The sequence below is a fragment of the Eikenella sp. NML120348 genome, from assembly GCF_001648435.1.
GTDB classification, from domain to species: Bacteria; Pseudomonadota; Gammaproteobacteria; order Burkholderiales; family Neisseriaceae; genus Eikenella; species Eikenella exigua.
The window spans coordinates 500,725-522,872 of the sequence record NZ_LXSP01000001.1; the positions used below are offsets into that span (position 1 = coordinate 500,725).

Here is a 22,148-nt window from a genome sequence, read left to right on the forward strand (position 1 = left end):
ACAGTTGTCGAACTGCATTTTATGCTTGAGAATGCTGCCCGCATCAGCAGGCTACCTGAAAGCGCAAACCTCAACGCGGTTTAGAATGAAATCGAAACGCTTATTTTTCAGGTAGCCTCCCTTTCCATCCCTCACTTAAGGAAACATCATGAGCAATCTGATTATTGAAGACATCGAAACCGGCAGCGGCAAAACTGCTGAAAAAGGCAAGCGGATTTCCGTGCACTACAGCGGCTACCTAACTGACGGCAGCAAATTCGACTCCAGCCTCGACCGCGGCCAACCGCTCACCATCATCCTGGGCGTGGGCCAAGTCATCCGCGGTTGGGACGAAGGCTTCGGCGGTATGCGCGAAGGCGGCAAACGCAAACTCACCATCCCGCCGGAAATGGGCTACGGCGCACGCGGTGCCGGCGGTGTGATTCCACCGAACGCCACTTTGATTTTTGAAGTGGAATTGCTGAAGGTACACGATTAAGCGGTTCACCTACTCAAAAGAGAAAAAGGTTACCTGAAACCCAGAAATAAGTTTTTAGGTGACCTTTTTATTTACCAACATATTGCTGTTACAACCGCCAGAAGACGATTGAGGTACTATATGCAGTTACTATTAAGCGGTAGTTCAACACACGCCCGCGACACGATCACCAACGAATGTTTGAACCACCCCAACGACCCCTACCACCTGTTCCGCTGCCACACCATTGTGAACTGCGTGAACATTCGATCCAAACACCTCAACACCACCCGCGCCATCGGCAAAATCAAAGAAAATCATGCTCAAACGCGTGGTATAGCGGATTACCTTGAACCAGTACAGCCTTGGCCAGCCTAGCCGTACTGGCTGTACCGCCCGAGGCCATGCTTTGCTTTCTCCTGATTTAACTAATCCCCTACTAATAAAACCATACCACCTTTGACGACACCGCCAAACGCCACCTGCGCTTCCAAACCCAACGCGGCCTTTTGGAGCTCGGCATCCTGCTTAAGCAGTTCATGGCCGCCAAGTTCAGCCGCCCGAGTGGTACCAAGCTGGCCGTATTCACCAAGCTGCTCACCCTGCCCGACCCCGAACTGTTCGCCCAAGTCAACGGCCAAAACCTTGCTGCCGATGCCAAGAGCGAAGCCTTATTAGGCAAAATCCGTAGCAGCCGACGAACTGCTTGAGCCACTTTCCGTTAAGGCTACCTGAAAGCGTAGCTTCAATGAAGTTCGGACATATTAAAGTTCAGACACATAAGGCTACCTGAAAACACCGCAGAGTTTCTGTGAAGCCAAAGTTTCAGGTAGCCTTTTTCTTTATCGACCACAGCCGGCACTCAAACACGCCGCAAGCAACTTTAACATTCCGGTTTTCAGGTAGCCTCTTTCCTCCATCTTTTCTGTTTAATCAACAGCTCACTATCCCTCCAGCACCCACCTTCTGCTGCCAGCCCACACCCACCCCGCCGTGCCTGCTGCAAAAGGGATTTTTCTTATTGACGTTCCCCATATCGGGTCGTATTATTCAGCCGTTATACCGGCGTTTGGCAAACTTCCAGCAACATTTCTGCCGCTGCCTGGTAACCCCCTGAAACTCAACGAAAGGCCGGGCTGATTCCAGAATCTTAGCGACAAACAAAACAACCTTTTCAGGTAGCCGGCTTCGAGTTTTTATCATATTCCCCTCCCCGGCCATTCCACCGCGCCAGATTCTCCATTCTCCCCCTTTCCAAACAAACAATTTCCTGCGCCAAGCGCAATCAGGCGGCCGGCAAAAGGCTACCTGAAAATGCTTATTCCGAATCGCCATACTCATTTTTAGCCGCCCGCCGTGTGGCGATTCGGAATCGGCATTCGCTGCAGATAGGATAAAGGCTACCCGCTTAGACAGGCAGCCTGATAAGCAAGCGTGCTGCTCTTCAAACCTTCACCTTAAATAAGGATCTTGCCATGATGAAAGAACAAAGTAGTTTGTCCTACCTATACGGTACCAACGTCCCGTATATTGAAGATTTGTACGAAGCCTATCTGAGCTCCCCTGACTCCGTGGACAGCCAATGGCGGCAGTATTTTGACCAAGTGGCTGCTCTGCCCGGCAACACCCCGAAAGATGTGGCGCACCGCCCGATTCAGGAAGCTTTTGCCAACTTGGCACAGCAGCGCGGCGCAGCCGCAGGCGGTGTGGATTTCGCCGCCATGCAGAAGCAAGTGGCCGTGTTGAGCCTGATTTCCGCCTACCGCTCTTTGGGCAACCGCGCCGCCGACCTCAACCCGCTCGACCGCACCCATATCAGACAACTGCCCGAGCTCGATCCTAAAACCTACGGCCTCAGTGATGCCGACATGAACACTCCTTTCCATGTCGGCACCGATCTTTCAGGTAGCCCCAAGCTGCCCTTGGCCGAAATCATCCGCCATCTGAAACAAATCTACTGCGGCCCCTTGGCGCTGGAATACATGCACATTCCCGACACCGCCGAGCGCGAATGGCTGCAGGCACGTTTGGAAGCCAACGGCGCACGCCCGCAATTTGACGCCGACACCAAACGCCTCATCCTCAAAGAAATCACCGCCGCCGAAACCATGGAGCGCTATCTGCACACCCGTTATGTGGGCCAGAAACGCTTCTCGCTCGAAGGCGGCGAAAGCACCGTGCCCGCGCTGAACCACCTGATCCGCGCCTCCACCGAAAAAGGTGTGCAGGAAATCGTAATCGGCATGGCACACCGCGGCCGCTTGAACGTGTTGGTAAACACCATGGGCAAAGCCCCGCAAGCCATTTTCGACGAATTCGAAGGCAAAGTGGACGCTAAATTCCCCAGCGGCGACGTGAAATACCACATGGGCTTCAGCTCCGACGTGCCCACCCTGCACGGCCCGGTGCACCTCTCTTTGGCCTACAACCCCTCACACTTGGAAATCACCAACCCCGTGATTGAAGGCTCCGTACGCGCCCGCCAAGACCACCGCGGTGCTGAAGGCCGTAAACAAGTGCTGCCCATCCTTACCCACGGCGATTCCGCCTTCATCGGCTTGGGCGTGAACCAATCCACCTTCAATATGTCGCAAACCCGCGGCTACAGCACCGGCGGCACCATCCACTTCGTGATCAACAACCAAGTGGGCTTCACCACTTCCGATCCGCGCGACACTCGCTCCACCCTGTATTGCACCGACATCGCCAAGATGGTGAGCGCACCGATTCTGCACGTGAACGGCGACGACCCGGAAGCCGTGTGCCACGCCGCCCAAATCGCGCTGGACTACCGCACTACCTTCCAGAAAGACATCGTGATCGATTTGGTGTGCTACCGCAAACTCGGCCACAACGAAGGCGACGATCCTACCCTGACCCAGCCCTTGATGTACAAACAAGTGGCCGCACACCCCGGCTCCCGTGCCGTGTATGCCGAGCAGCTGATTAAAGAAGGCGTGGTAACTAAGGAAGAAGCCGAAAAACTCATCAGCGACTACCGCGCCGCGATGGACAAAGGCGACCGCATCCAGGAAATCCTGCCCGAACAGAAACGCGAACACGCTGTGGATTGGAGCAAATACCAGCCCATCAGCTGGCGCACTCCGGTGAAAACTGCTCTGCCTGCTGCCGAAATCAAACGCCTGGCCGACCGCTTCACCACCATCCCGGCCGATGTGAAGCTGCACAACACCGTGAGCAAAATTATCGACAACCGCAAAGCCATGGCTGTTGGCGAGCAAGCTATTGACTGGGGTATGGCCGAAACCATCGCCTATGCCAGCCTGCTCGAAGCCGGCCACGATATCCGCATTTCCGGCGAAGACTCCGGCCGCGGCACCTTCTCGCACCGCCACGCCGTACTGCACGACCAAAACCGTGCCGAACGCACCGGCGGCGTGTATATCCCACTGCAACACATTGGCGAAAAACAAGGCCGCTTCAACGTAATTGATTCCATCCTGAACGAAGAAGCCGTGATGGCCTACGAATACGGCTATGCCTCCTCCGCGCCGGAAGACCTGGTGATTTGGGAGGCCCAGTTCGGCGACTTCGCCAACGGTGCGCAAATCGCCATCGACCAGTTCATCACCTCCGGCGAAACCAAATGGGGACGCTGGTGCGGCCTCACCGTTATCCTGCCGCACGGCTACGACGGCCAAGGCCCGGAGCACTCTTCTGCCCGCGTAGAACGCTGGCTGCAACTGTGTGCCGAAGAAAACATCCAAGTGCTGATGATGTCTGAAGCATCACAGATGTTCCACGCCCTGCGCCGCCAAATTCTGCGCCCCTACCGCAAACCGCTGGTGATTTTCATGTCCAAACGCCTACTGCGCCTCAAAGATGCCTGCAGCCCGCTGGCCAACTTTACCGACGGCGAATTCCGCCTCGTTATCGGCGACACCGTACAGGGCCGCGACCAAGATGTGAAACGCGTGATTCTGTGTGCCGGCCAGGTGTACTACGATTTGGCCAAAGCCCGCGCCGACAAAGGCTTGGAAAAAGACATTGCCATCGTTCGCGTCGAGCAGCTCTACCCCTTCCCCTACGAAGAAGTGGCCGCCGAGCTCAAACGCTTCCCGAACGCCACCGAAATCATGTGGGCGCAGGAAGAGCCGAAAAACCAAGGCGCTTGGTATCAAATCCGCCACCGTCTGGAAAAAGTGCTCGGCGCCAACCAGCGCCTCACCACCGCCAGCCGCCCGGCCAGTGCCTCGCCCGCCGTCGGCTATGCTGTGAAACACAAAGCCGGTTTGGACGGCCTGCTTGAAGACGCGATGAAGTTCTAAAGCACTAAAAGGCTACCTGAAACATGCCAAACCGTTTTCAGGTAGCCTCCTCAGAACACGATTTACCTATTTTTCAATTTATTAAAGGATAAAACCATGATTATCGAAATCACCGTACCCCCGCTACCGGAAAGCGTTACCGAAGCCACCCTGATGAGCTGGCACAAGAAGGTGGGCGACTATGTGAACCGCGACGAAAACCTGATCGACCTCGAAACCGACAAGGTTGTGCTCGAGCTGCCCGCTCAGCAGGCCGGCGTGATTGTGGAAATCATTGAACAAGACGGCGCCACCGTTACCGCCGGCCAGCTGTTGGCTAAAATCGACACCGAAGCCAAAGCAGCAGAAGCAGCCCCGGCTGCCGCCCAAGCCCCCGCTGCCGAGCCAGTAGGTCATGTGGCTGCCGCTGGTGCGCGCGCCGGCGTGGCTATGCCCGCTGCCGCCAAACTGGCTGCCGAAAAAGGCGTGGACGTATCCGGCGTACCAGGTTCTGGCCGCGATGGCCGTGTGCTGAAAGAAGACGTGGCTGCCATGCCTGCCGCCGCGCCCAAAGCTGCTGCTGCCCCGGCCGTGGCCGTGCCGCTGGGCGACCGTGTGGAACAGCGCGTGCCGATGAGCCGACTGCGCCAGCGCGTGGCCGAACGCCTGCTGCAATCTCAGTCGCAAAACGCCATCCTCACCACGTTCAACGAGGTGAACATGAAGCCGATTATGGATTTGCGCGCCAAATACAAAGATAAGTTCGAGAAACAATATGGCGTGAAACTGGGCTTCATGTCCTTCTTCGTGAAAGCCGCCGTGGCCGCGCTGAAGAAATTCCCCGCCGTGAACGCTTCGATTGACGGCAACGACATCGTTTACCACGGCTACTTCGACATCGGTATTGCCGTGGGCAGCCCGCGCGGCCTGGTGGTGCCGATCCTGCGCAGCGTGGATCAGATGAGCATTGCCGACATCGAATTGGCCATCGTGGACTACGCCAACAAAGCTAAGAGCGGCAAAATCGCCATCGAAGACCTCACCGGCGGCACGTTCTCCATCACCAACGGCGGCACCTTCGGCTCGATGATGTCCACTCCCATCATCAACCCGCCGCAATCCGCCATCTTGGGCATGCACGCCACCAAAGAACGCGCCGTGGTGGAGAACGGCCAAGTTGTGGTACGCCCGATGATGTATCTGGCCCTCTCCTACGACCACCGCATCATCGACGGCCGCGAAGCCGTGCTCACTTTAGTTACTATCAAAGAAGCCCTCGAAGACCCGGCCCGCCTGATTTTGGAAATCTAACGGTTTCTAAAATCTAAACCCTTAGCAACATCAGGCTACCTGAAAAGCTTTTTTTCAGGTAGCCTTACTCTTTTGCCACATCAAACACAGCAAAGGCTACCTGAAACTTTCAGGTAGCCCCAACCAAACACCATGACCAACACCACCGTTCACCTCTACACCGACGGCGCCTGCAAAGGCAATCCCGGCCCCGGCGGCTGGGGCGTGCTGCTGCGCTACGGCCGTCATGAAAAAGAACTCTGCGGCGGCGAAGCCGACACCACCAACAACCGCATGGAGCTCACCGCCGTGATCCGAGGCCTCGAAGCCCTCAACCGCCCCTGCCAAGTAACCATCCACACCGACTCCCAATACGTGAAAAACGGCATGGAAAGCTGGATACACGGCTGGAAGAAAAACGGCTGGAAAACTTCCGCCAAACAACCCGTGAAAAACGCCGAACTGTGGCAGCAGCTCGACCAACAAGTCGCCCGCCACCAAGTATCCTGGCAGTGGGTGAAAGGCCATGCCGGCCACCCCGAAAACGAACGCGCCGACCAACTGGCCAACCAAGGTGCCGCCAACATAGCCGGAAAGCAACAATAAACACCAATAATCAAATTATTGGCACAAAATTACCCATCGCCAACTGTCCCTTCCGGCAGTTGGCGTTCCGCCCGCCATCTGATAGAATGGCAACCCATACAGTCAATCAAAACGCAGCTTCCAATTCTGCGTTTGATTGGCTAAAAATTTGAGTTCACAAGCCGCCGGCACCGGGCGGCTTGCATTTTTATGCAAAAACGGCTGCCCCGCAGCCCTTGTGGAGAAAATCATGCAAAAGATTCCATTAACCGTACGCGGCGCCGAAATGCTCAAGCAAGAATTGCAGCATCTTAAAAGCGTTGAACGCCCCGCCATTATCGAAGCCATCGCCGAAGCCCGCACCCACGGCGATTTGTCTGAAAATGCCGAATACGAAGCCGCCAAAGAAAAACAAGGCTTCATCGAAGGCCGCATTTCCGAGCTGGAAAACAAGCTCTCCGTAGCCCACATCATCGACCCCACCGAAATCCATGCCGAAGGCAAAATCGTATTCGGCTGTACCGTCGTGCTGGAAGACTTGGAAAACGAAACCCAAGTGCGCTACCAAATCGTTGGCGACGACGAGGCCGACATTAAAGACAACAAAATCTCCATCAGCTCGCCCATTTCCCGCGCCCTTATCGGCAAAGAAGAAGGCGACGTGGCCGAAGTGCAGGCGCCCGGCGGCATCAGAGAATACGAAGTTATCGAAGTGCTGTATATCTAGTAGGCGGCGAAATGAACCAAGATTTCAATCCCTATCAGACTCCGCAAAGCCAAGAATCCCTGCCGCAACACGCAGATAGCTGCTGGCGCGAAGGCAAACGCGTCTTTCTGCCCGAAGGCGCAGACCTGCCCCACCGCTGCATCCGCTGCGGTGAAGCAGCTGAACCGCAGCAGCAGCAGCGAAAACTGTATTGGTATCATCCCGCTTGGAATCTGTTGCTTATCCCGATTTTATTCGTTTCCTGGCCAATTGCACTGATTATTGCCCTGATTGTCCGCAAAGTCATCCCTGTCCACCCCGCCTTTTGCCCACAGCACCAAAAACAGATGCACTGGCTGTTTCGGGGCGTGCCCGCCATTATATTTGTGCTGTTATCGTTGCCGCTGATAACACTGGTCGTTCCGGCTTTAAATGATACCCTTTCCCAAGACTTCACGATTATGTGGTACTTCAGTATCATCGTTTTCTGCCTTATCTTCGCCATCGCCACTTCGCCCCTGCGCCCACGTCTGGTAAAAATTACCGAAGAATACAGCATCCTCAAAGGCTTCGGCCGAGGCTTTCTCGGCACCCTGTCGGAAAAATACGAACCCAACAGCCGCCGCCAGGGCATAATATGCTAAAATACAATGATTATCCTCTTAAAATACAGTAAACTATTTTCAGCTAGCCTCTTCAAAGCTGAAGGCTACCTGAAAAGTAAAAGGCTATCTGAATAATCAGGTAGCCCTTTCCAATACTGCTTCATCGCTATACATCGATTCAAAACAAAATACCTAGTTCAGGCAGCCCCACCCCCTGCCAATTCCGGCAACCATCCGTTTGCGGCAAAAGACACTGCCCGATTGCCCGCCACAATAAAGTGATCCAGCAATCGTACCTCCAGCAGCGCTAACGCCTGTTGAAGTTGGCGGGTGAAGGCCAAATCTGCCGCCGAAGGCTCGGCCGAACCGCCAGGGTGATTGTGTGCGATAATCAGCGAAGCAGCATGGTGTTGCAAGGCCAGCTGGGCCACTTCTCGAATATACACTGTGTTTTCCGCTACTGTGCCACGCGACAATTCTTTAAATGCAATCAGCCGGTTGCTGCTGCTCAACAATAACGCCACACTCACTTCCACCGGCTCATGCGCCAGTTGCAACACCAGATAATCCGCTACCGCCTCCGGAGAAGTGAAGGCTGGCGTGGCGTGCATTTCTTCCGCCAACAGCCTTCGCCCGATTTCTCGCACTACAGCAAACTGGCAATACGCCGCCTCACCCATACCCTTGTGCATCGTCAGCTCGGCGACGGGTGCGGAAAACAGGCGGTTGAGCGAACCGAACTCCTGCAGCAGATAACGAGCCAAATCCACTGCGCTCATCCCCTGTATGCCCGCCCGTAGCAGGATAGCCAGCAGTTCCGCATCGCTCAACGCTCCTGCACCACGATGCAGCAGCTTCTCACGCGGCCGCTCGTTTTCCGGCCAATGCTTGATCCCCATCTTAACTTCCCTTTTCATGTGTTTCGTTAAATGCAGAATTATACAGGAGCAGCGAGGTGCCAACGCTTATAAACAATTCCGCCGAAGCAAGCCGGCAGCGCATATAATTTGACCTGCCTCATAAAAAGAACTTTACTCATCCACCGCTTGCGTAAAAAGGTTGGAAAAAGCCGTGCCAAACAGCTACAATTCGCCACCTTTCTCAGTTTTCGGCCGCCCGTGCGGAAAGCATCCCGCTAAGCAAGGCTACCTGAAAAAGTTTGAACAAAAATAATCGGAGTAAAAAACTATGGCAACCAAAGGACAAATGTTACAAGATCCTTTTTTAAACGCACTGCGTAAAGAACATGTACCGGTATCCATTTATTTGGTGAACGGCATCAAACTGCAAGGCCAGGTAGAGTCGTTTGACCAATATGTGGTACTGCTGCGCAACACCTCGGTAACGCAAATGGTGTACAAACACGCGATTTCCACCATTGTTCCGGCACGCGCCGTGAGCCTGCAGCCACCCGCAGATCAGAAACCTGCCGCCGAAGCCGAGCAATAAGTAGGCATCCCCAGCGCACTGGCTGTTGCTCACAGGCAGTGCGTTTTTGCTTATCCATACACCGCCCGCATCTATTGCCCACGCAGGCGGCTTGAAAGAACCCTATCATGCCCCAAACCATCGCCCTCATCGGCGCCATGCCGCCGGAAATTGCCCTGCTCAAAGAGAGCCTGCAAAACCTGTGCAACGATCACGTGGCCGATTTCGATATCTACTGCGGCGAATACGCCGGTAAAAACGTCGTGTTGGCCTTAAGCGGTATCGGCAAAGTAAATGCCGCGCTCAGCACCGCCCTGGTGCTGCAACGGCATCAGCCCGATTTCGTCATCAACACCGGCAGTGCCGGCGGCCTGGGCGGCGAACTGAAAGTGGGCGATGTAGTCATCGGCACGCAAACTGCGCATCATGATGTGGACGTTACCGCCTTCGGCTACGCTATCGGTCATGTACCACGTATGCCTGCGCGCTTCGAATCCAACTCAGCCCTGTGTGCCGCCGCCGAAAAAGCTGCCGCCGCATTCGGACACGCAGCCGTACACCGCGGTTTAATCGTAAGTGGCGACCAATTCGTACACAGCAGCGAATCCGTGGCTGAAGTACGCCGCCATTTTGCAGACGTGCAGGCAGTGGAAATGGAAGCTGCCGCCATCGCCCAAAGCTGCCACCGCTTCGGCGTGCCGTTTGTGGTTATCCGTGCTATTTCCGACCTCGCCGACGAAGAAGCCGATACCAGCTTTGAAACCTTTTTGAAAACAGCCTCCGTGCATTCAGCCCAAATGGTACTGCAGCTGATTGCCGCTCTTTAAAGGCCATCTGAATAAAGGCTACCTGAAGACAAACGGCCTTACACTGCAATACAATCAAGCCGAACTAACGCACAGCCTGCTATCTGAAAGCCTAAGGCTACCTGAAAAATGAACCCGTCGCTTTACAGCCAGCCCTGATTGCTATCGGCGCCACTCTCGGCGCCTTGTTGCGCTGGCAGCTGGGTTTGCGTTTCAATCCGCTGTTTGCCCAATTTGCTTTCGGCACCTGGCTAGCCAACCTGCTCGGCTGCCTGCTGACCGGTGCGGTATTGGGCTTGCTGTTGGGCGGCAGGCCGCTTGCCCAGCCGCTGCAAAATGCGCTGGCAGTGGGCTTCCTCGGCAGCCTCACCACCTTTTCCGCGCTTTCCGGCGAAGTATCCGACCGCCTGCTGCACAAAGACTGGCTGCCCGCCGGCCTGATTCTGGCGCTGCACACCATATGCGGCATCGCCGCCACCCTGCTGGCCGCTGCTGCCGTGCAGCGCTTAATTCGAAGCTAAATTACAGATTTTTATCGTTTATCTACCGAAACTGAAAACATCATGAACTTATCCCAACTCCTCAACCGCGAAGCCGAACAAGCCTTTGCCGCCGCCGGTATCGAAGGCGCGCCGGTAGTGTTGCAACCGGCTAAAAACCCCGAATTCGGCGATTTCCAAATCAACGGCGTGATGGGCGCGGCCAAGCAGCGCAAGCAAAACCCGCGCGAGCTGGCGCAGAAAGTGGCCGACGCGCTGGGCGGCAACGAGCTGATTGCCTCCGCCGAAGTGGCCGGCCCCGGCTTCATCAACCTGCGACTGAACCCGCAGTTTTTGGCCAAGCAAGTGCACGCCGCCCTGCAAAGCAGCCGACTCGGCGTGGCACAGGCCGCCGCACCGCAAACCATCGTCATCGACTACTCCTCGCCCAACCTGGCTAAAGAAATGCACGTCGGCCACCTGCGTTCCAGCATCATCGGCGACAGCTTAAACCGCGTCCACTCCTTCCTCGGCCACCGCGTCATCGCGCAAAACCATGTGGGCGACTGGGGCACCCAATTCGGCATGTTAGTGGCCTATTTGGTGGAGCAGCAGGCGCAAAACGAACATTTCGAACTGGCCGACTTGGAGCAGTTCTACCGCAACGCCAAAGTGCGTTTCGACGAAGACCCGGCCTTTGCCGACACCGCGCGCGAATACGTGGTGAAACTGCAAGGCGGCGATGAAGCCGTGCTCGCACTGTGGCGGCAGTTTGTGGAAATATCGCTGCAACATGCCGAAAAAGTATATGCCAAACTCGGCTTACTGCTCACCCGTGAAGACGTGGCCGGCGAATCCAAATACAATGACGACCTGCAACCCGTGGTGAACGACTTAATCGCCAAAGGCCTGGCCGTGGAAGACGACGGCGCGAAAGTGGTTTTCCTCGACGAATTCAAAAACAAAGAAGGTGAACCTGCTGCCTACATCGTGCAGAAAAAAGGTGGTGGCTTCCTTTATTCCACCACCGATTTGGCCTGCATCCGCGATTACGTGGGCCGGCTCAAAGGCGACCGCCTGCTTTATGTGGTCGACCACCGCCAAGGCCTGCATTTCGGCCAACTCTTTGCCACTTCCCGCCTGGCAGGCTACCTGCCCGAAAATGTACAAGCCGAATTCATCGGCTTCGGCACCATGATGGGCAAAGACGGCAAACCCTTCAAAACCCGCAGCGGCGACACCGTGAAGCTGGTCGAACTGCTCGATGAAGCCGTAGAGCGCGCCACCACCCTCGTGAAAGAGAAAAATCCCGAACTGGACGATGCCACCGCCGCCCAAATCGGCCGCAGCGTCGGCATCGGTGCCGTGAAATACGCCGATTTGAGCAAAAACCGCACCAGCGACTATATCTTCGATTGGGACAATATGCTCTCCTTCGAAGGCAACACCGCCCCCTACCTGCAATACGCCTACACCCGCGTGCAAAGCGTGCTGAAAAAAGCCGGCGGATGGAGCCGAACCGAACAGCCCGTGCTCACCGAACCTTTGGAATGCCAGCTCGCCACCGAGCTCTTGAAGTGTGAAGACGTGCTGCAAACCGTGGCCGATAGCTCCTATCCACACTATCTCGCCGCCTACCTCTACCAAGTGGCCAGCCTGTTCTCCCGCTTCTACGAAGCCTGCCCCATCCTAAAAACCGAAGGCAGCGTCCGCAACACCCGCCTGCAGCTGGCCGCCCTCACCGGCCAAACCCTACAAACCGGCCTCAGCCTCTTGGGCATCGACACGCTGGAAGTGATGTAAGCCTTTATTGCCGCATGACAAACAGGCTATCTGAAAGTTTTGCTTTTCAGGTAGCCTATTGCTTTGCGTACGTTTATTTTCAGGTAGCCTTTCCCCTTACGGGATGTGGAGCGTACTTACGCGTTTTTAGCTTACCGCACGGCATTTGAAAAGGCTACCTGAAATTCAGCCAACCCCCTTCTGCCGCTGGCTTCCACCCAAACGCTTGCTATACAATGCCGACTTCGCGCAGTGTTTCGCACACACCATGGAACAACTCGAATTTTTCAGCATTCCCAGCCCCTGCATCGGCGTTTGTCAGGCCAATAGCAAGGGGTATTGCAAAGGCTGTTTGCGCAGCCGTAAGGAGCGGCTGTATTGGCTGAAGCTTACGGGTACGCAAAAACAGAACGTGTTGCGTCTGTGCCGTTTGCGTAAGCACAAGCTGTTGCAGTTGGCCGTTAAACAGCAGGCCGTTTCTATCGAGCTGCCGGAACAGATGGATTTCGATTTTTTCTAGGCCGCCATTTTCCCCATTCTTTCTCTATTTATTGTTAAACATCAATCATGCTGGTTTTATCTGCTTTATCTTTTCTTCCTGCCTCTTGGACATGGCAGTTTCTCGCCTTGGCGGTGTTGTGCAGCGTGGCGGTTTCTGTGCTGCTGAAAATCGCGCGCAAAAAAGGGGTTCACATTGAGCATGCGATTGCAGTGAACTATATTGTGGCCACGGCCTGCTGCTGGTTTTTGCTTGCGCCGCCGTTGGATAGCTTGCGTGGGGCAGATATTGGCGGCCTGTGGCCGTTTTTGGCTTTGGGCGTGCTGTTGCCGAGTATTTTTGTGGTGATGGCGCGGGCAGTGGAGCAGGCGGGGATTGTGCGCTCGGATGCGGCGCAGCGGCTGTCGCTGGTGTTGCCGGTGCTGGCGGCTTTCCTGCTGTTTGGCGAACGGCTGAATAGCAATAAAATTGTGAGCATCGTGCTGGCCTTCAGTGCGCTGACGGCTTTGCTCTACAAGCCGGGCAAGGGCAAGCAGGATGGCGGGATATTTTGGCTGGCGGGAGTATGGCTGGGCTTTGGGGTGATTGATATTCTGTTTAAGCAGTTATCCAAAACCGGGCAGGCGCTGTCGTTAAATCTGTTTGTGGCCTTCGCGCTGGCTTGCGTGTTGATGTGGGGTTATGTGTGGCGGCAGGGCAAACCCCTTAAGGCGGCGGATTTTGCCGGCGGGCTGCTGCTTGGATTGCTGAATTTCGGCAATATTCTGTTTTATATCAAGGCACACCATGCTTTTTCCGGCGACCCGACTTTGGTATTTGCCGGTATGAACTTGGGCGTGATTGTGTTGGGCACACTCACTGGTGCGCTGGCGTTTAAGGAGAAGACTTCGGCGGTGAACCAAGCCGGCATTGTGTTGGCACTCGCGGCGATTTACAGCCTGTTTTATTTGGATTGGCTGCTGGCGAAGCTGGGCATTGCGATGTAAGTTTCAGGTAGCCTTGATCGAAGCCGAAAGGCTACCTGAAAAACGATTCGGCTGTTTTGCCACGCCAATACAAAGGCTACCTAGAAAACAATTTTTCAGGTAGCCTATTTCTTGTTTGTTTATTACAAGATTGCCGTTAGAACTGCCATGACATACTACCTTTGATATTGCGCCCTACGCCGCTCACAGCTTCGCCAAGATAGGGGGCGTAGCGGCGGTTGAACAGGTTGTCCACGGTGATACGCAGAGTGAACTGTTCGTGGTGCGGCGGCTGCCAAGCGGCAAATAGGCCGTGCAGGGCGTAGCCTTTGGATTTGGGTAACGCCCAGTAGGCGGCCATTGGGTCGCCATCGGTGGGCGAACGGTCTTGGCGGCGGATAAATTCGCCTTTCCAGCCGAAAGTTAAACCCTGTACGGGTAAGCGTACGCCAAGGGTGGCAGTAGCTTTGCGCGGAGGGATGTCAGCTAGCCAGGTATCTTGGTCATGCCAAGGGTTGCGTGGTGAACCTTGGCGTTTACCGCGCATGAAGGAATAAGTGAGGCCGGCAAACCAGTGGTCGGATTCGTAGTAGGCTTCAATTTCGCCACCGCGTATGGTGTAGCCCGGGAGGTTACGGTAGTTGGCAATGGGTTTGGCACAAACGCTGCTGGGACGGTTAGGCAGCTGCTCTCGGCAGAAGATACCCCGGTTTTTGAAGATTTCGTCTTTTCCCCTGCTGTGGAACAAAGTGGTACGCAGTTGCAGGCTGTCTTGTTCGCGCAGCAGATTTTGCCAACGCAGGACGCCGCCGAGGCGGAAGGAGGTGAGTCGTTCGGGCTCGAGATAGCGGCTGGTGGCAGAGGCACTGCTGGTGGCGGATTGCACTTCGTATTGTTCGTCAATTACAGGAGCGCGCCAAGTGCGGCTGGCGTTGGCAAATAGTAGGGCGTTGTCGTTGGGCTGCCAAGCGATGCCCAAAAACGGCGACCAGCTGCTGTAGGTTTTGCTGCGGTAGTCATGGCCGGCAGAAGGTGTGTTGTAGCCGCGTGCCACATTGGGCTCGCCTTGGTTATGGATGTGGTCGTAGCGCAGGGCGGGAGTGAACGTCCAGTTGCCAAGGCGGATTTCGTCTTGCACGTAAAAGCTATTTTGCTGTTGCGTGCCGGCGGGCATGTAATAAGGCTGGAAACGGCCGTAGTTGAAATTGGCATTATTCCGCCGGCTCTTGTCGTACATCATCACTTCGCGCACGTGGCGGTTTGTTTGTAGGCCAAGAGTGAGGCGGTGTTGCATCGGGCCAGTACTGAAGTGGCTAATATTGCTGATGTCGAGCCCGGTATCTTGGTAGGCAGTATGGCTTTCATTGCCCATGCTGCCGAGGAAGCCGGAACCAGCGTTTTCCGGGCGGGCGTCGTCTTGCACGGTTTTTGTATGGTTGAGTTGCATGGTGAGATCGAATAACGGATTTTCGGGCATGTAGCGGTATTTGAGGGAATAGCTTTGGTCGTCTTGGCGTCGATACACCAGTTTGCGTTTCCAAGCACCGTCTAAGCCATAGAGACGGATGTCGCGTTCGGATGGGCGGGCGAGCTCACCACGTTTGGCGGCAAAGGGCTCCCAAGCGTGATGACGGCCATACATGGCAGAAAGGGTAAAATGGTGCTCGGGGGCGGGGCTGTAGTTACTTTTGATGAGGAAGCTTTGTTGGTTGTTGGCAGAATAGGCCAGGCGTTCGCCGTCGGGTTGTTGGATGTCATGGCCACGGCGTACGGAGGTGTAGAGCAAACCGTCCCAGCTTTGGTTGTTGTTTTGTAGGAAGACGGCGGCGCTGGTTTGCCATTGTTCATCATTGGTGTGATGGCTGATTTTGACAAGGCCGCCCACATTTTGCCCTTCGCGCAAAAACTCCCGTGCATCTCGGCTTTCCAGCTTCACTGCGCCGCCGAAGCCACCGTTGCCGCGCGACACGTCAAATGAGCCCTTGTCTACCGTTACTTGGCGTAGCAGTTCCGGCTCGATAAACACCGAGCCTTGGCGGTAGCGTTCGAAGTTTTTGGCAGCGCCGTCGATGGAGATTTTGATGTCTTCGTTGTCGCCGAAGCCCCAGATATTTAGGGTTTGCCCGCCGGGGCGCGGCGAACCGGAGCTGCTGGTGCCAGGCAGCAGGTCAAGAAGGGAGGCAACATTGTCTGCTTGTTGTTGGTCGATATTTTCACGGGTAAGGCGGGATTGACCGGCAAGGGTAGAAAGTGCACGCTGCCCCCGGATTTCGATCACGGGCAATACGGCACTATCGCTGTTTTTACCGGCCGCCTGAGTAGGCACAGCAATGAAACCGAATATAGCTGGCAGGCACAGCGCGGATAATAGGCGGCTCTGTAGGCATGAAAGCGGATGGGGCGGAGTATGCATGTTTGGTTCTCGGAATGGGGATGACTGCATGAAAAACAGCCTGTTCATCAGGCTGTTACCTTAGTAGAATTGATAATAATTCTATATTTTATTTAAAAAGAAGTAAAGAAAATTAAGTATCAGGACGTGAGTTGTTGCAGTGTTGAAAATTTTGGCGGATTGGTGTGCTGTTTTCAGGTAGCCTTTTACTTTACCCGCGCCGCAAATATTCTGCCAACGGCTTGGGCAAACCATATTCCGCCGTATTGGCCCACAGGCTACCGTGTGCTGCAGCTGCCGCCACTCCGTTTGCCTGCAAAGGCGTAATTTGCAACAGGCGGTGCGTGAGGCGGTGGCTCACCAAATCTCCTTCGGCTAAATCTTCCGCGGCCACGCCGAAAGCAGCTGCGCGTTCATACAAATCATCCAGCCGCTCAAAGCAGGGCACGCAGTAGAGCCCGCCCCAAATGCCGCCGGCTGGGCGTTTTTCCAGCAGTACCCGACCCTGCTTGTCGCGCAACACCAGCCAATACAGCGCCACTTCCTTCACCGCCACCGCGGTTTTCTTGCGCGGCAGCTCGGCAATCCGCCCTTGCTGTTTGGCCAGGCAGATTTCTGCCATCGGGCAGACATCGCAGCGCGGTTTGCTGCGTTTGCACACCAGCGTGCCCAAGTCCATCAGCCCCTGCGTGTAGGGGGCATTTCCTCGGCTGCGGGCAGCAGGCTTTCGGCCAAATTCCACAAAGCGGTTTCGAATTTTTTGTCGCCGATTGCCCCGTCTTGCGCAAACACGCGGCACAAAACGCGCTTCACGTTGCCGTCTAAAATCGCCTCGCGCCTGCCGAAGGCAAAGGCGGCAATGGCTGCTGCCGTGCTGCGCCCCACGCCCTTGAGCGTTTCAAGGTCTTGGCGCGTATCGGGAAAGCGGCCGCCAAAATCGCGCATCACCTGTTTAGCCGCCGCATGCAGATTGCGGGCGCGGCTGTAGTAGCCCAGTCCAGCCCACAGCGCGAGCACTTCGTCTTCATCCGCCGCAGCCAGAGCGGCTATGTTTGGAAACGCCGCCAGAAAGCGCGGGTAGTATGCCAACACGGTGGCTACCTGCGTTTGCTGCAGCATAATCTCCGAAAGCCACACCGCATAAGGCTCGCGCACCTGCCAAGGCAGGCTGTGCCGCCCGTGTTGCTTTTGCCAGCGCACCAGCCGGGCGGAGAAATCTGTGTTCATATATAAGGCTACCTGAAACCGAAAATCCCGTATTGTATAGCGGATTAAAATGGCAATGATACTGCCCAAGCTGCCGCCGGATGCTTTTCAGGTAGCCTTCCGCCGCAATCTGCCCGTTTCCCGCTATAATCGCAGCCCAAACCAACCCCGATTGCCAGTCATGACCATCCATACCCTCTTCGCCACCTGCCCGCGCGGCCTCGAAACCATCCTCGCCCAAGAGCTTGCCGCCCAAGGCTGCACCAATATCGCCCCCACCGACGGCGGCGTATCCTGCCAAGGAAATCTAGAAGCCACCTACCGCGCCAACCTCCACTCCCGCACCGCCAGCCGCATCCTGCTGCAACTGGCCAAACAGCCCTACCGCAGCGAAGACGACATTTACCGTGCCGCCAAAAGCATTCGTTGGGAAGACTGGTTCCATGCCGGGCAAACCTTCAAAATCAAGGTGGAAGGCAAACGCGCCCGCGTGAAAAGCCTCGACTTTACCACCCTCAAAATCAAAGACGGCCTATGCGACCGCTTCCGCAGCAGCCAAGGTCAACGCCCCAGTGTGGATAAAGCCAATCCGCACATCCGCATCCACGCCTTTATCAGCGAACAGCACGCCGCCCTCTTTATCGACACCAGCGGCGAAGCCCTGTTCAAACGCGGCTACCGCCAAGACACCGGCGGCGCCCCCCTGCGTGAAAACCTAGCTGCCGGCCTGCTCCTGCTCGCCGGCTACAACGGCAGCCAGCCCTTCCAAGACCCATTCTGCGGCAGCGGCACCCTCCCCATCGAAGCAGCCCTCATCGCTACCCGGCGCGCTCCCGGCCTCGACCGCCGCTTCGGTTTCGAGCAGCTGGCCAACTTCGATGCCGGCCTCTGGCAGCGCCTGCGCCAAGAAGCCCAAGCCGCCGTATTGCCGCAAGCCCCTGCTCCCATCACCGGCAGCGACACCGACCGCCGCCTCATCCAAACCGCCGCCATCAACGCCCGCGAAGCCCAAGTGGCCGGGCACATCGTTTTTCAGGTAGCCGACGTGCGCGACACCCGCCCCAACGGTGAAAACGGTATCCTCCTCGCCAACCCGCCCTACGGCGTACGCCTTGAAGAAATCCACACCCTGCACGCCCTCTACCCCCAGATCGGCTCCTGGCTCAAACAGCACTACCCCGGCTGGCTCTGCGGCCTGCTCACCGCCGACCGCGACCTGCCCAAACTCATGCGCCTGTCCCCCAAACGCAAAATCCCCCTCTACAACGGCAACCTCGACTGCCGCCTGTTCCTGCTCGACATGGTGCGCGGCTCCCACCGCACGCCCAAGGCGAAATAGCTGTGCTCAGGTGTTAAGCCAAAGCTACCTGAAAAGCGTTTATCCGTTTCAGGTAGCCTTTTAACTCAAACATAACTCGTCATTGCCACATTCATACTCATCTTTTTTTATTTTCAGGTAGCCGCAGTTCGGACATTAGTGCCAAACCTACCGGCTCTTGCCACCAAAAAGGCTACCTGAAAACCCATTCCGCTATATAATCGCCCGGTTTTCTCACTCTTAAGGCTACCTGAAACCATGAAAGCCATGATTCTGGCCGCCGGGCGCGGCGAGCGGATGCGACCGCTCACCGACACCCTGCCCAAACCCATGCTCCCCTGCGGCCGCGAGCCGCTCATCGGCTGGCATTTGCGCCGCCTGGCGGCCGCCGGCATCAGAGAAATCGTTATTAACCACGCCTGGCTCGGCGAAAAAATCGAACAAGGCCTCGGCAATGGCAGCCGTTATGGCGTGTCTATCCAATATTCGCCCGAAGCACCCGGCGGGCTGGAAACCGCCGGCGGCATCGCCACCGCCCTGCCGCTCTTAGGCAGCGAGCCTTTCCTGGTGATCAACGGCGATATCCTCACCGATTTCGACTGCCACACCGCCATCGAGCGTGCCGCCCAAATGAGTGAGAACACCCTCGCCCACCTCTGGCTCGTGCCCAACCCCCCGCACCACCCACAAGGCGATTTCCGCCTCCAAGCTGGCGGCCAAGTTACCGACACCGAATCCCAAGAGCCCGCCCACACGTTCAGCGGCATCGGCCTCTACCGCCCCGAGCTTTTCGCCCACACCGCAGCACACCAACGCACCAAACTTGCCCCCCTGCTGCGCCAAGCCATGCAGCAAGGCCAAGTGTGCGGCGAAATGCACACCGGCCTTTGGCTCGACGTGGGCACTCCCGAACGCCTGCAGGAAGCCGCCCGTATCAGCGGGCAATGGGCAGGCTGATACTGCCTTATCTAAAATCCGTTTTGACTTCGTAGAAACTCCGCTTCCTTCGGAAACTCCGTTTTAACTTCGTTGAAGCTGACGCTTTCAGGTAGCCTTCCACTATGCTTAAAGGCTACCTGAAAACCTAAACCCCTTTATCGGCCAATCCATTATGAACGCCAAACACACCCTCGAACGCTACAGCCAAGAACAGCACACCGCCCAAGAAGCCCAGCGCCTTGCCCAGCAAATCATCTTCGGCCCCATCGCCTTCCAAGCCTCCCGCCTGATGGTGAAATTCGGCATCCTCGAACGGCTCAACCGCGCCGCCGAAGGCCAAACCCTCGAAGAAATCGCCCAAACCGCCAATCTCAGCCGCTATGCCGCCCAAGTGCTACTCGAAGCCTCCCTTTCTATCGGCACCGTCCTGCTCGATAACGAGCGCTACCGCATCAGCAAAGTCGGCTGGTTTCTCATTAAAGACTCCATATCCCCCATCAACATGGATTTCGTGCACGATGTATGCTACCAAGCCGCGTTCGATCTCGAAGCTGCCCTGCTCGAAGGCCGCCCCGCCGGGCTTAAAGTGTTCGGTAGCTGGCCAACCATATACGAAGGCCTCTCCAGCCTTCCCCCGCGTACCCTCGAAAAATGGCTCGCCTTCGACCACTTCTATTCCGACCACTCCTTCCCCGCCGCACTGAAAATCGTCTTTTCACAACCCGTCCGCCGCCTGCTCGACGTGGGCGGCAACACCGGCCGCTGGGCACTGCAATGCGTGGCATACAACCCGGAAGTGCAAGTCACCATCATGGACCTGCCCCAACAAATCCAACTGATGAGAGAGCACACCGCCAGCCTGCCCGGCGCCGACCGCATCCACGGCCACCCCGCCAACCTACTCGACCCCGCCACCCCATTCCCCGAAGGCTTCGACGCCATCTGGATGAGCCAATTCCTCGACTGCTTTACCGAACAGCAAGTTACCTCCATTCTCAGCCGTGCCGCAGCCAGCATGAGCGTAAACAGCACCCTCTACATCCTCGAGCCCCTGTGGGATAGGCAAAAATATGAAACCGCTGCCTACTGCCTCACCCAAACCAGCCTCTACTTCACCGCCCTGGCCAACGGCAACAGCAAAATCTTCCACAGCGCCGACCTCAGCCGCTGCATCAAAGCCGCCGGCCTGCAAATAGCCAAAATCCACGATAACCTCGGCCTCGGCCACAGCCTCTTGTGCTGCAAGAAAACGTAAACAAAAAAGATAGCTTATTGCGTGTCAATAATCCTTTACATTTATTTACTGCGCAACAAAGCTGCCCCTCATTGACAAATAACGTGGGCAGCCTTGTTTCTTTTCTACATCCTATTCGCTGTTAATCCCCGCCTGATACCGCTTCGGCTCAAAGTCTTGCCCGGTCTTTACCAGGTGAAAGGCAATCACGGCCAGCTTGCGCATTAAGGCCACAATGATTACTTTCGGCGGTTTCCTCTTTTGTCTAAGCCGTGCAATAAATGCCGGAAAGGCATTATCCCGATAAGCAACCATAGCAGGCATAAACAAGGCGGCACGCAAATCATTCTGGCCGAACTTGGATATCCGGCTGAGCTTATTCAGGCTGCTACCTGATTGCTGATGCCTTGGATCTAGTCCCAAATAAGCCACCAGTTCGGAGGCTTTGCTGAATCGCCCGTCTTGCAGCAGCGTGAACAGGATGGTGGCGGAAGTTAAACCAATCCCCGGAATGGTTTGCAGCCGTTTGATTTTGTCCGAATGTTCTTTATCCTGTTTCGGTAGCTGTTTGATTTGCCAATTTACTGCTTTAACCTGTTCATCCAAATGGGCGATGTTTTGATTCAGGTAGCCTTGCAAATAGTCCGGTGCGGTCTGCCGTTTGGTTTCCTCTGCTGCCCGCTGCCGTTTCAGTCGTATCAGATAGCGGTTTAAATCGCGTAATTGCCGCTGTTTTTCAGTCAAAGGCTGCCACGGCTCCGGCTGTACCATTTTGCTGTATTGTGCAATCAGCTTGGCATCCTGCTTGTCGGTTTTGGATCGTTTGAATACTGCCATACCGAATGATTTTATCCAATATGGGTTAACCACCGATACCGTATAAAAGCGGCTGAAATATTCTGCCGCCTGTTCGTAGTAAATGCCGGTGTATTCCATGCAGATATTTAAATCGTCTTCCGCATCGTGTGCCTGTAGCCATTTGCGCAATCTGACATAGCCTTCCAGGTCATTGTCAATCGTGATTTCTGCCATTTTGCCGTTATTCAGTAACAGGCAGTAATCCAATCTGTGCTTCGATACGTCTATTCCAAGGTGCATAAATTTAACCTTATTAATGCGGATTCGGCCGTGGCCGTTCCAAGATAGCTTACAAATTCAGGTCAAAAAAGAATCCGTGTCCCCATCTTTT

At 55.8% G+C, this 22,148-nt stretch carries 20 protein-coding genes and 2 pseudogenes; 17 read left to right on the top strand and 5 right to left on the bottom strand.

Going from position 1 to position 22,148, the window contains the following annotated elements; all coding sequences use genetic code 11:
- Positions 1–148 precede the first annotated feature (148 nt).
- The 6 genes and pseudogenes from A7P99_RS02350 to rnhA all read left to right on the top strand — a co-directional run bounded on the left by A7P99_RS02350 (position 149) and on the right by rnhA (position 6,621).
- Positions 149–478 (top strand): FKBP-type peptidyl-prolyl cis-trans isomerase, encoded by a 330-nt coding sequence (locus A7P99_RS02350; protein WP_023886583.1) that lies wholly within the window; start codon positions 149–151, stop codon positions 476–478.
- Between the two features lie 153 nt (positions 479–631).
- Positions 632–797, top strand: a pseudogene (sdhB, locus tag A7P99_RS02355) (succinate dehydrogenase iron-sulfur subunit); the annotation flags it as partial.
- Positions 798–939: 142 nt separating this feature from the next.
- The gene (locus A7P99_RS02360; RefSeq protein ID WP_067447053.1) at positions 940–1,167 is read left to right on the top strand and encodes a succinate dehydrogenase assembly factor 2; all 228 of its coding nucleotides are present in this window, start codon (positions 940–942) and stop codon (positions 1,165–1,167) included.
- 765 nt (positions 1,168–1,932) lie between these two features.
- Positions 1,933–4,746 (top strand): 2-oxoglutarate dehydrogenase E1 component, encoded by a 2,814-nt coding sequence (locus A7P99_RS02365; RefSeq protein WP_067447055.1) that lies wholly within the window; start codon positions 1,933–1,935, stop codon positions 4,744–4,746.
- A 96-nt stretch (positions 4,747–4,842) separates the two neighbouring features.
- Complete coding sequence (gene odhB, locus A7P99_RS02370; RefSeq protein WP_067686369.1) at positions 4,843–6,036, top strand: 2-oxoglutarate dehydrogenase complex dihydrolipoyllysine-residue succinyltransferase; 1,194 nt, start codon at positions 4,843–4,845, stop codon at positions 6,034–6,036.
- A 132-nt stretch (positions 6,037–6,168) separates the two neighbouring features.
- The gene (rnhA, locus tag A7P99_RS02375; protein WP_067447059.1) at positions 6,169–6,621 is read left to right on the top strand and encodes a ribonuclease HI; all 453 of its coding nucleotides are present in this window, start codon (positions 6,169–6,171) and stop codon (positions 6,619–6,621) included.
- Positions 6,622–6,723: 102 nt separating this feature from the next.
- Here rnhA and A7P99_RS10545 read toward each other — a convergent pair whose 3' ends face one another.
- Positions 6,724–6,852, bottom strand: coding sequence for a hypothetical protein (locus A7P99_RS10545; RefSeq protein ID WP_255361742.1), 129 nt, complete (start codon positions 6,850–6,852; stop codon positions 6,724–6,726).
- On the opposite strand from A7P99_RS10545, the gene greA reads away from it, so the two are divergent.
- Together greA and A7P99_RS02385 are read left to right on the top strand one after the other, a co-directional pair.
- A complete protein-coding gene (gene greA / locus A7P99_RS02380) occupies positions 6,851–7,327 on the top strand; it encodes a transcription elongation factor GreA (protein WP_067447378.1) in 477 nt (158 codons plus the stop codon). The two genes, A7P99_RS10545 and greA, sit on opposite strands and share 2 nt — an antisense overlap.
- Positions 7,328–7,338: 11 nt before the next feature.
- Positions 7,339–7,950, top strand: coding sequence for a hypothetical protein (locus A7P99_RS02385; RefSeq protein WP_067686372.1), 612 nt, complete (start codon positions 7,339–7,341; stop codon positions 7,948–7,950).
- Positions 7,951–8,108: 158 nt separating this feature from the next.
- Here A7P99_RS02385 and radC read toward each other — a convergent pair whose 3' ends face one another.
- Complete coding sequence (radC, locus tag A7P99_RS02390) at positions 8,109–8,810, bottom strand: DNA repair protein RadC (protein WP_067447380.1); 702 nt, start codon at positions 8,808–8,810, stop codon at positions 8,109–8,111.
- 289 nt (positions 8,811–9,099) lie between these two features.
- Here radC and hfq point away from each other — a divergent pair, with 289 nt between their 5' ends.
- The 6 genes from hfq (at position 9,100) to A7P99_RS02420 (ending at position 13,891) form a co-directional block, all read left to right on the top strand.
- The gene (gene hfq / locus A7P99_RS02395) at positions 9,100–9,360 is read left to right on the top strand and encodes an RNA chaperone Hfq (protein WP_067438763.1); all 261 of its coding nucleotides are present in this window, start codon (positions 9,100–9,102) and stop codon (positions 9,358–9,360) included.
- A 104-nt stretch (positions 9,361–9,464) separates the two neighbouring features.
- Positions 9,465–10,166: a 5'-methylthioadenosine/adenosylhomocysteine nucleosidase gene (locus A7P99_RS02400; protein WP_167738602.1), complete on the top strand. Its 702-nt coding sequence runs from the start codon at positions 9,465–9,467 to the stop codon at positions 10,164–10,166.
- Positions 10,167–10,309: 143 nt separating this feature from the next.
- Positions 10,310–10,666: a CrcB family protein gene (locus A7P99_RS02405; RefSeq protein ID WP_255361284.1), complete on the top strand. Its 357-nt coding sequence runs from the start codon at positions 10,310–10,312 to the stop codon at positions 10,664–10,666.
- Between the two features lie 42 nt (positions 10,667–10,708).
- Positions 10,709–12,427, top strand: coding sequence for an arginine--tRNA ligase (gene argS, locus A7P99_RS02410; protein WP_067527751.1), 1,719 nt, complete (start codon positions 10,709–10,711; stop codon positions 12,425–12,427).
- Between the two features lie 247 nt (positions 12,428–12,674).
- Positions 12,675–12,926 (top strand): DUF1289 domain-containing protein, encoded by a 252-nt coding sequence (locus A7P99_RS02415; RefSeq protein ID WP_067447382.1) that lies wholly within the window; start codon positions 12,675–12,677, stop codon positions 12,924–12,926.
- A gap of 47 nt (positions 12,927–12,973) precedes the next feature.
- A complete protein-coding gene (locus tag A7P99_RS02420) occupies positions 12,974–13,891 on the top strand; it encodes an EamA family transporter (protein ID WP_067527753.1) in 918 nt (305 codons plus the stop codon).
- A gap of 136 nt (positions 13,892–14,027) precedes the next feature.
- On the opposite strand, the gene A7P99_RS02425 is transcribed toward A7P99_RS02420, so the two are convergent.
- Entirely contained in the window at positions 14,028–16,196 is a 2,169-nt protein-coding gene (locus tag A7P99_RS02425; RefSeq protein WP_231863702.1) for a TonB-dependent hemoglobin/transferrin/lactoferrin family receptor, read from the bottom strand.
- 277 nt (positions 16,197–16,473) lie between these two features.
- Positions 16,474–17,489, bottom strand: a pseudogene (mutY, locus tag A7P99_RS02430) (A/G-specific adenine glycosylase).
- A gap of 160 nt (positions 17,490–17,649) precedes the next feature.
- Here mutY and A7P99_RS02435 point away from each other — a divergent pair.
- The 3 genes from A7P99_RS02435 (at position 17,650) to A7P99_RS02445 (ending at position 20,980) form a co-directional block, all read left to right on the top strand.
- Entirely contained in the window at positions 17,650–18,807 is a 1,158-nt protein-coding gene (locus A7P99_RS02435; protein ID WP_067686469.1) for a class I SAM-dependent RNA methyltransferase, read from the top strand.
- A gap of 237 nt (positions 18,808–19,044) precedes the next feature.
- On the top strand, positions 19,045–19,743 hold the full coding sequence (gene murU / locus A7P99_RS02440) for an N-acetylmuramate alpha-1-phosphate uridylyltransferase MurU (protein ID WP_067447072.1): 699 nt from the start codon (positions 19,045–19,047) through the stop codon (positions 19,741–19,743).
- 154 nt (positions 19,744–19,897) lie between these two features.
- Complete coding sequence (locus A7P99_RS02445) at positions 19,898–20,980, top strand: methyltransferase (protein WP_067447074.1); 1,083 nt, start codon at positions 19,898–19,900, stop codon at positions 20,978–20,980.
- A 111-nt stretch (positions 20,981–21,091) separates the two neighbouring features.
- Here A7P99_RS02445 and A7P99_RS02450 read toward each other — a convergent pair whose 3' ends face one another.
- Positions 21,092–22,057, bottom strand: a complete 966-nt coding sequence (locus A7P99_RS02450; RefSeq protein WP_067686373.1) for a transposase — start codon at positions 22,055–22,057, stop codon at positions 21,092–21,094.
- Positions 22,058–22,148 lie beyond the last annotated feature (91 nt).

Coding starts and splice junctions, on each gene's coding strand:
- A7P99_RS02350 (WP_023886583.1), top strand. CDS start 149: ATGAGCAATCTGATTATTGAAGACATCGAAACCGGCAGCGGCAAAACT.
- A7P99_RS02365 (WP_067447055.1), top strand. CDS start 1,933: ATGATGAAAGAACAAAGTAGTTTGTCCTACCTATACGGTACCAACGTC.
- odhB (WP_067686369.1), top strand. CDS start 4,843: ATGATTATCGAAATCACCGTACCCCCGCTACCGGAAAGCGTTACCGAA.
- rnhA (WP_067447059.1), top strand. CDS start 6,169: ATGACCAACACCACCGTTCACCTCTACACCGACGGCGCCTGCAAAGGC.
- greA (WP_067447378.1), top strand. CDS start 6,851: ATGCAAAAGATTCCATTAACCGTACGCGGCGCCGAAATGCTCAAGCAA.
- A7P99_RS10545 (WP_255361742.1), bottom strand. CDS start 6,852: ATGATTTTCTCCACAAGGGCTGCGGGGCAGCCGTTTTTGCATAAAAAT.
- A7P99_RS02385 (WP_067686372.1), top strand. CDS start 7,339: ATGAACCAAGATTTCAATCCCTATCAGACTCCGCAAAGCCAAGAATCC.
- radC (WP_067447380.1), bottom strand. CDS start 8,810: ATGGGGATCAAGCATTGGCCGGAAAACGAGCGGCCGCGTGAGAAGCTG.
- hfq (WP_067438763.1), top strand. CDS start 9,100: ATGGCAACCAAAGGACAAATGTTACAAGATCCTTTTTTAAACGCACTG.
- argS (WP_067527751.1), top strand. CDS start 10,709: ATGAACTTATCCCAACTCCTCAACCGCGAAGCCGAACAAGCCTTTGCC.
- A7P99_RS02415 (WP_067447382.1), top strand. CDS start 12,675: ATGGAACAACTCGAATTTTTCAGCATTCCCAGCCCCTGCATCGGCGTT.
- A7P99_RS02420 (WP_067527753.1), top strand. CDS start 12,974: ATGCTGGTTTTATCTGCTTTATCTTTTCTTCCTGCCTCTTGGACATGG.
- A7P99_RS02435 (WP_067686469.1), top strand. CDS start 17,650: ATGACCATCCATACCCTCTTCGCCACCTGCCCGCGCGGCCTCGAAACC.
- murU (WP_067447072.1), top strand. CDS start 19,045: ATGAAAGCCATGATTCTGGCCGCCGGGCGCGGCGAGCGGATGCGACCG.
- A7P99_RS02445 (WP_067447074.1), top strand. CDS start 19,898: ATGAACGCCAAACACACCCTCGAACGCTACAGCCAAGAACAGCACACC.
- A7P99_RS02450 (WP_067686373.1), bottom strand. CDS start 22,057: ATGCACCTTGGAATAGACGTATCGAAGCACAGATTGGATTACTGCCTG.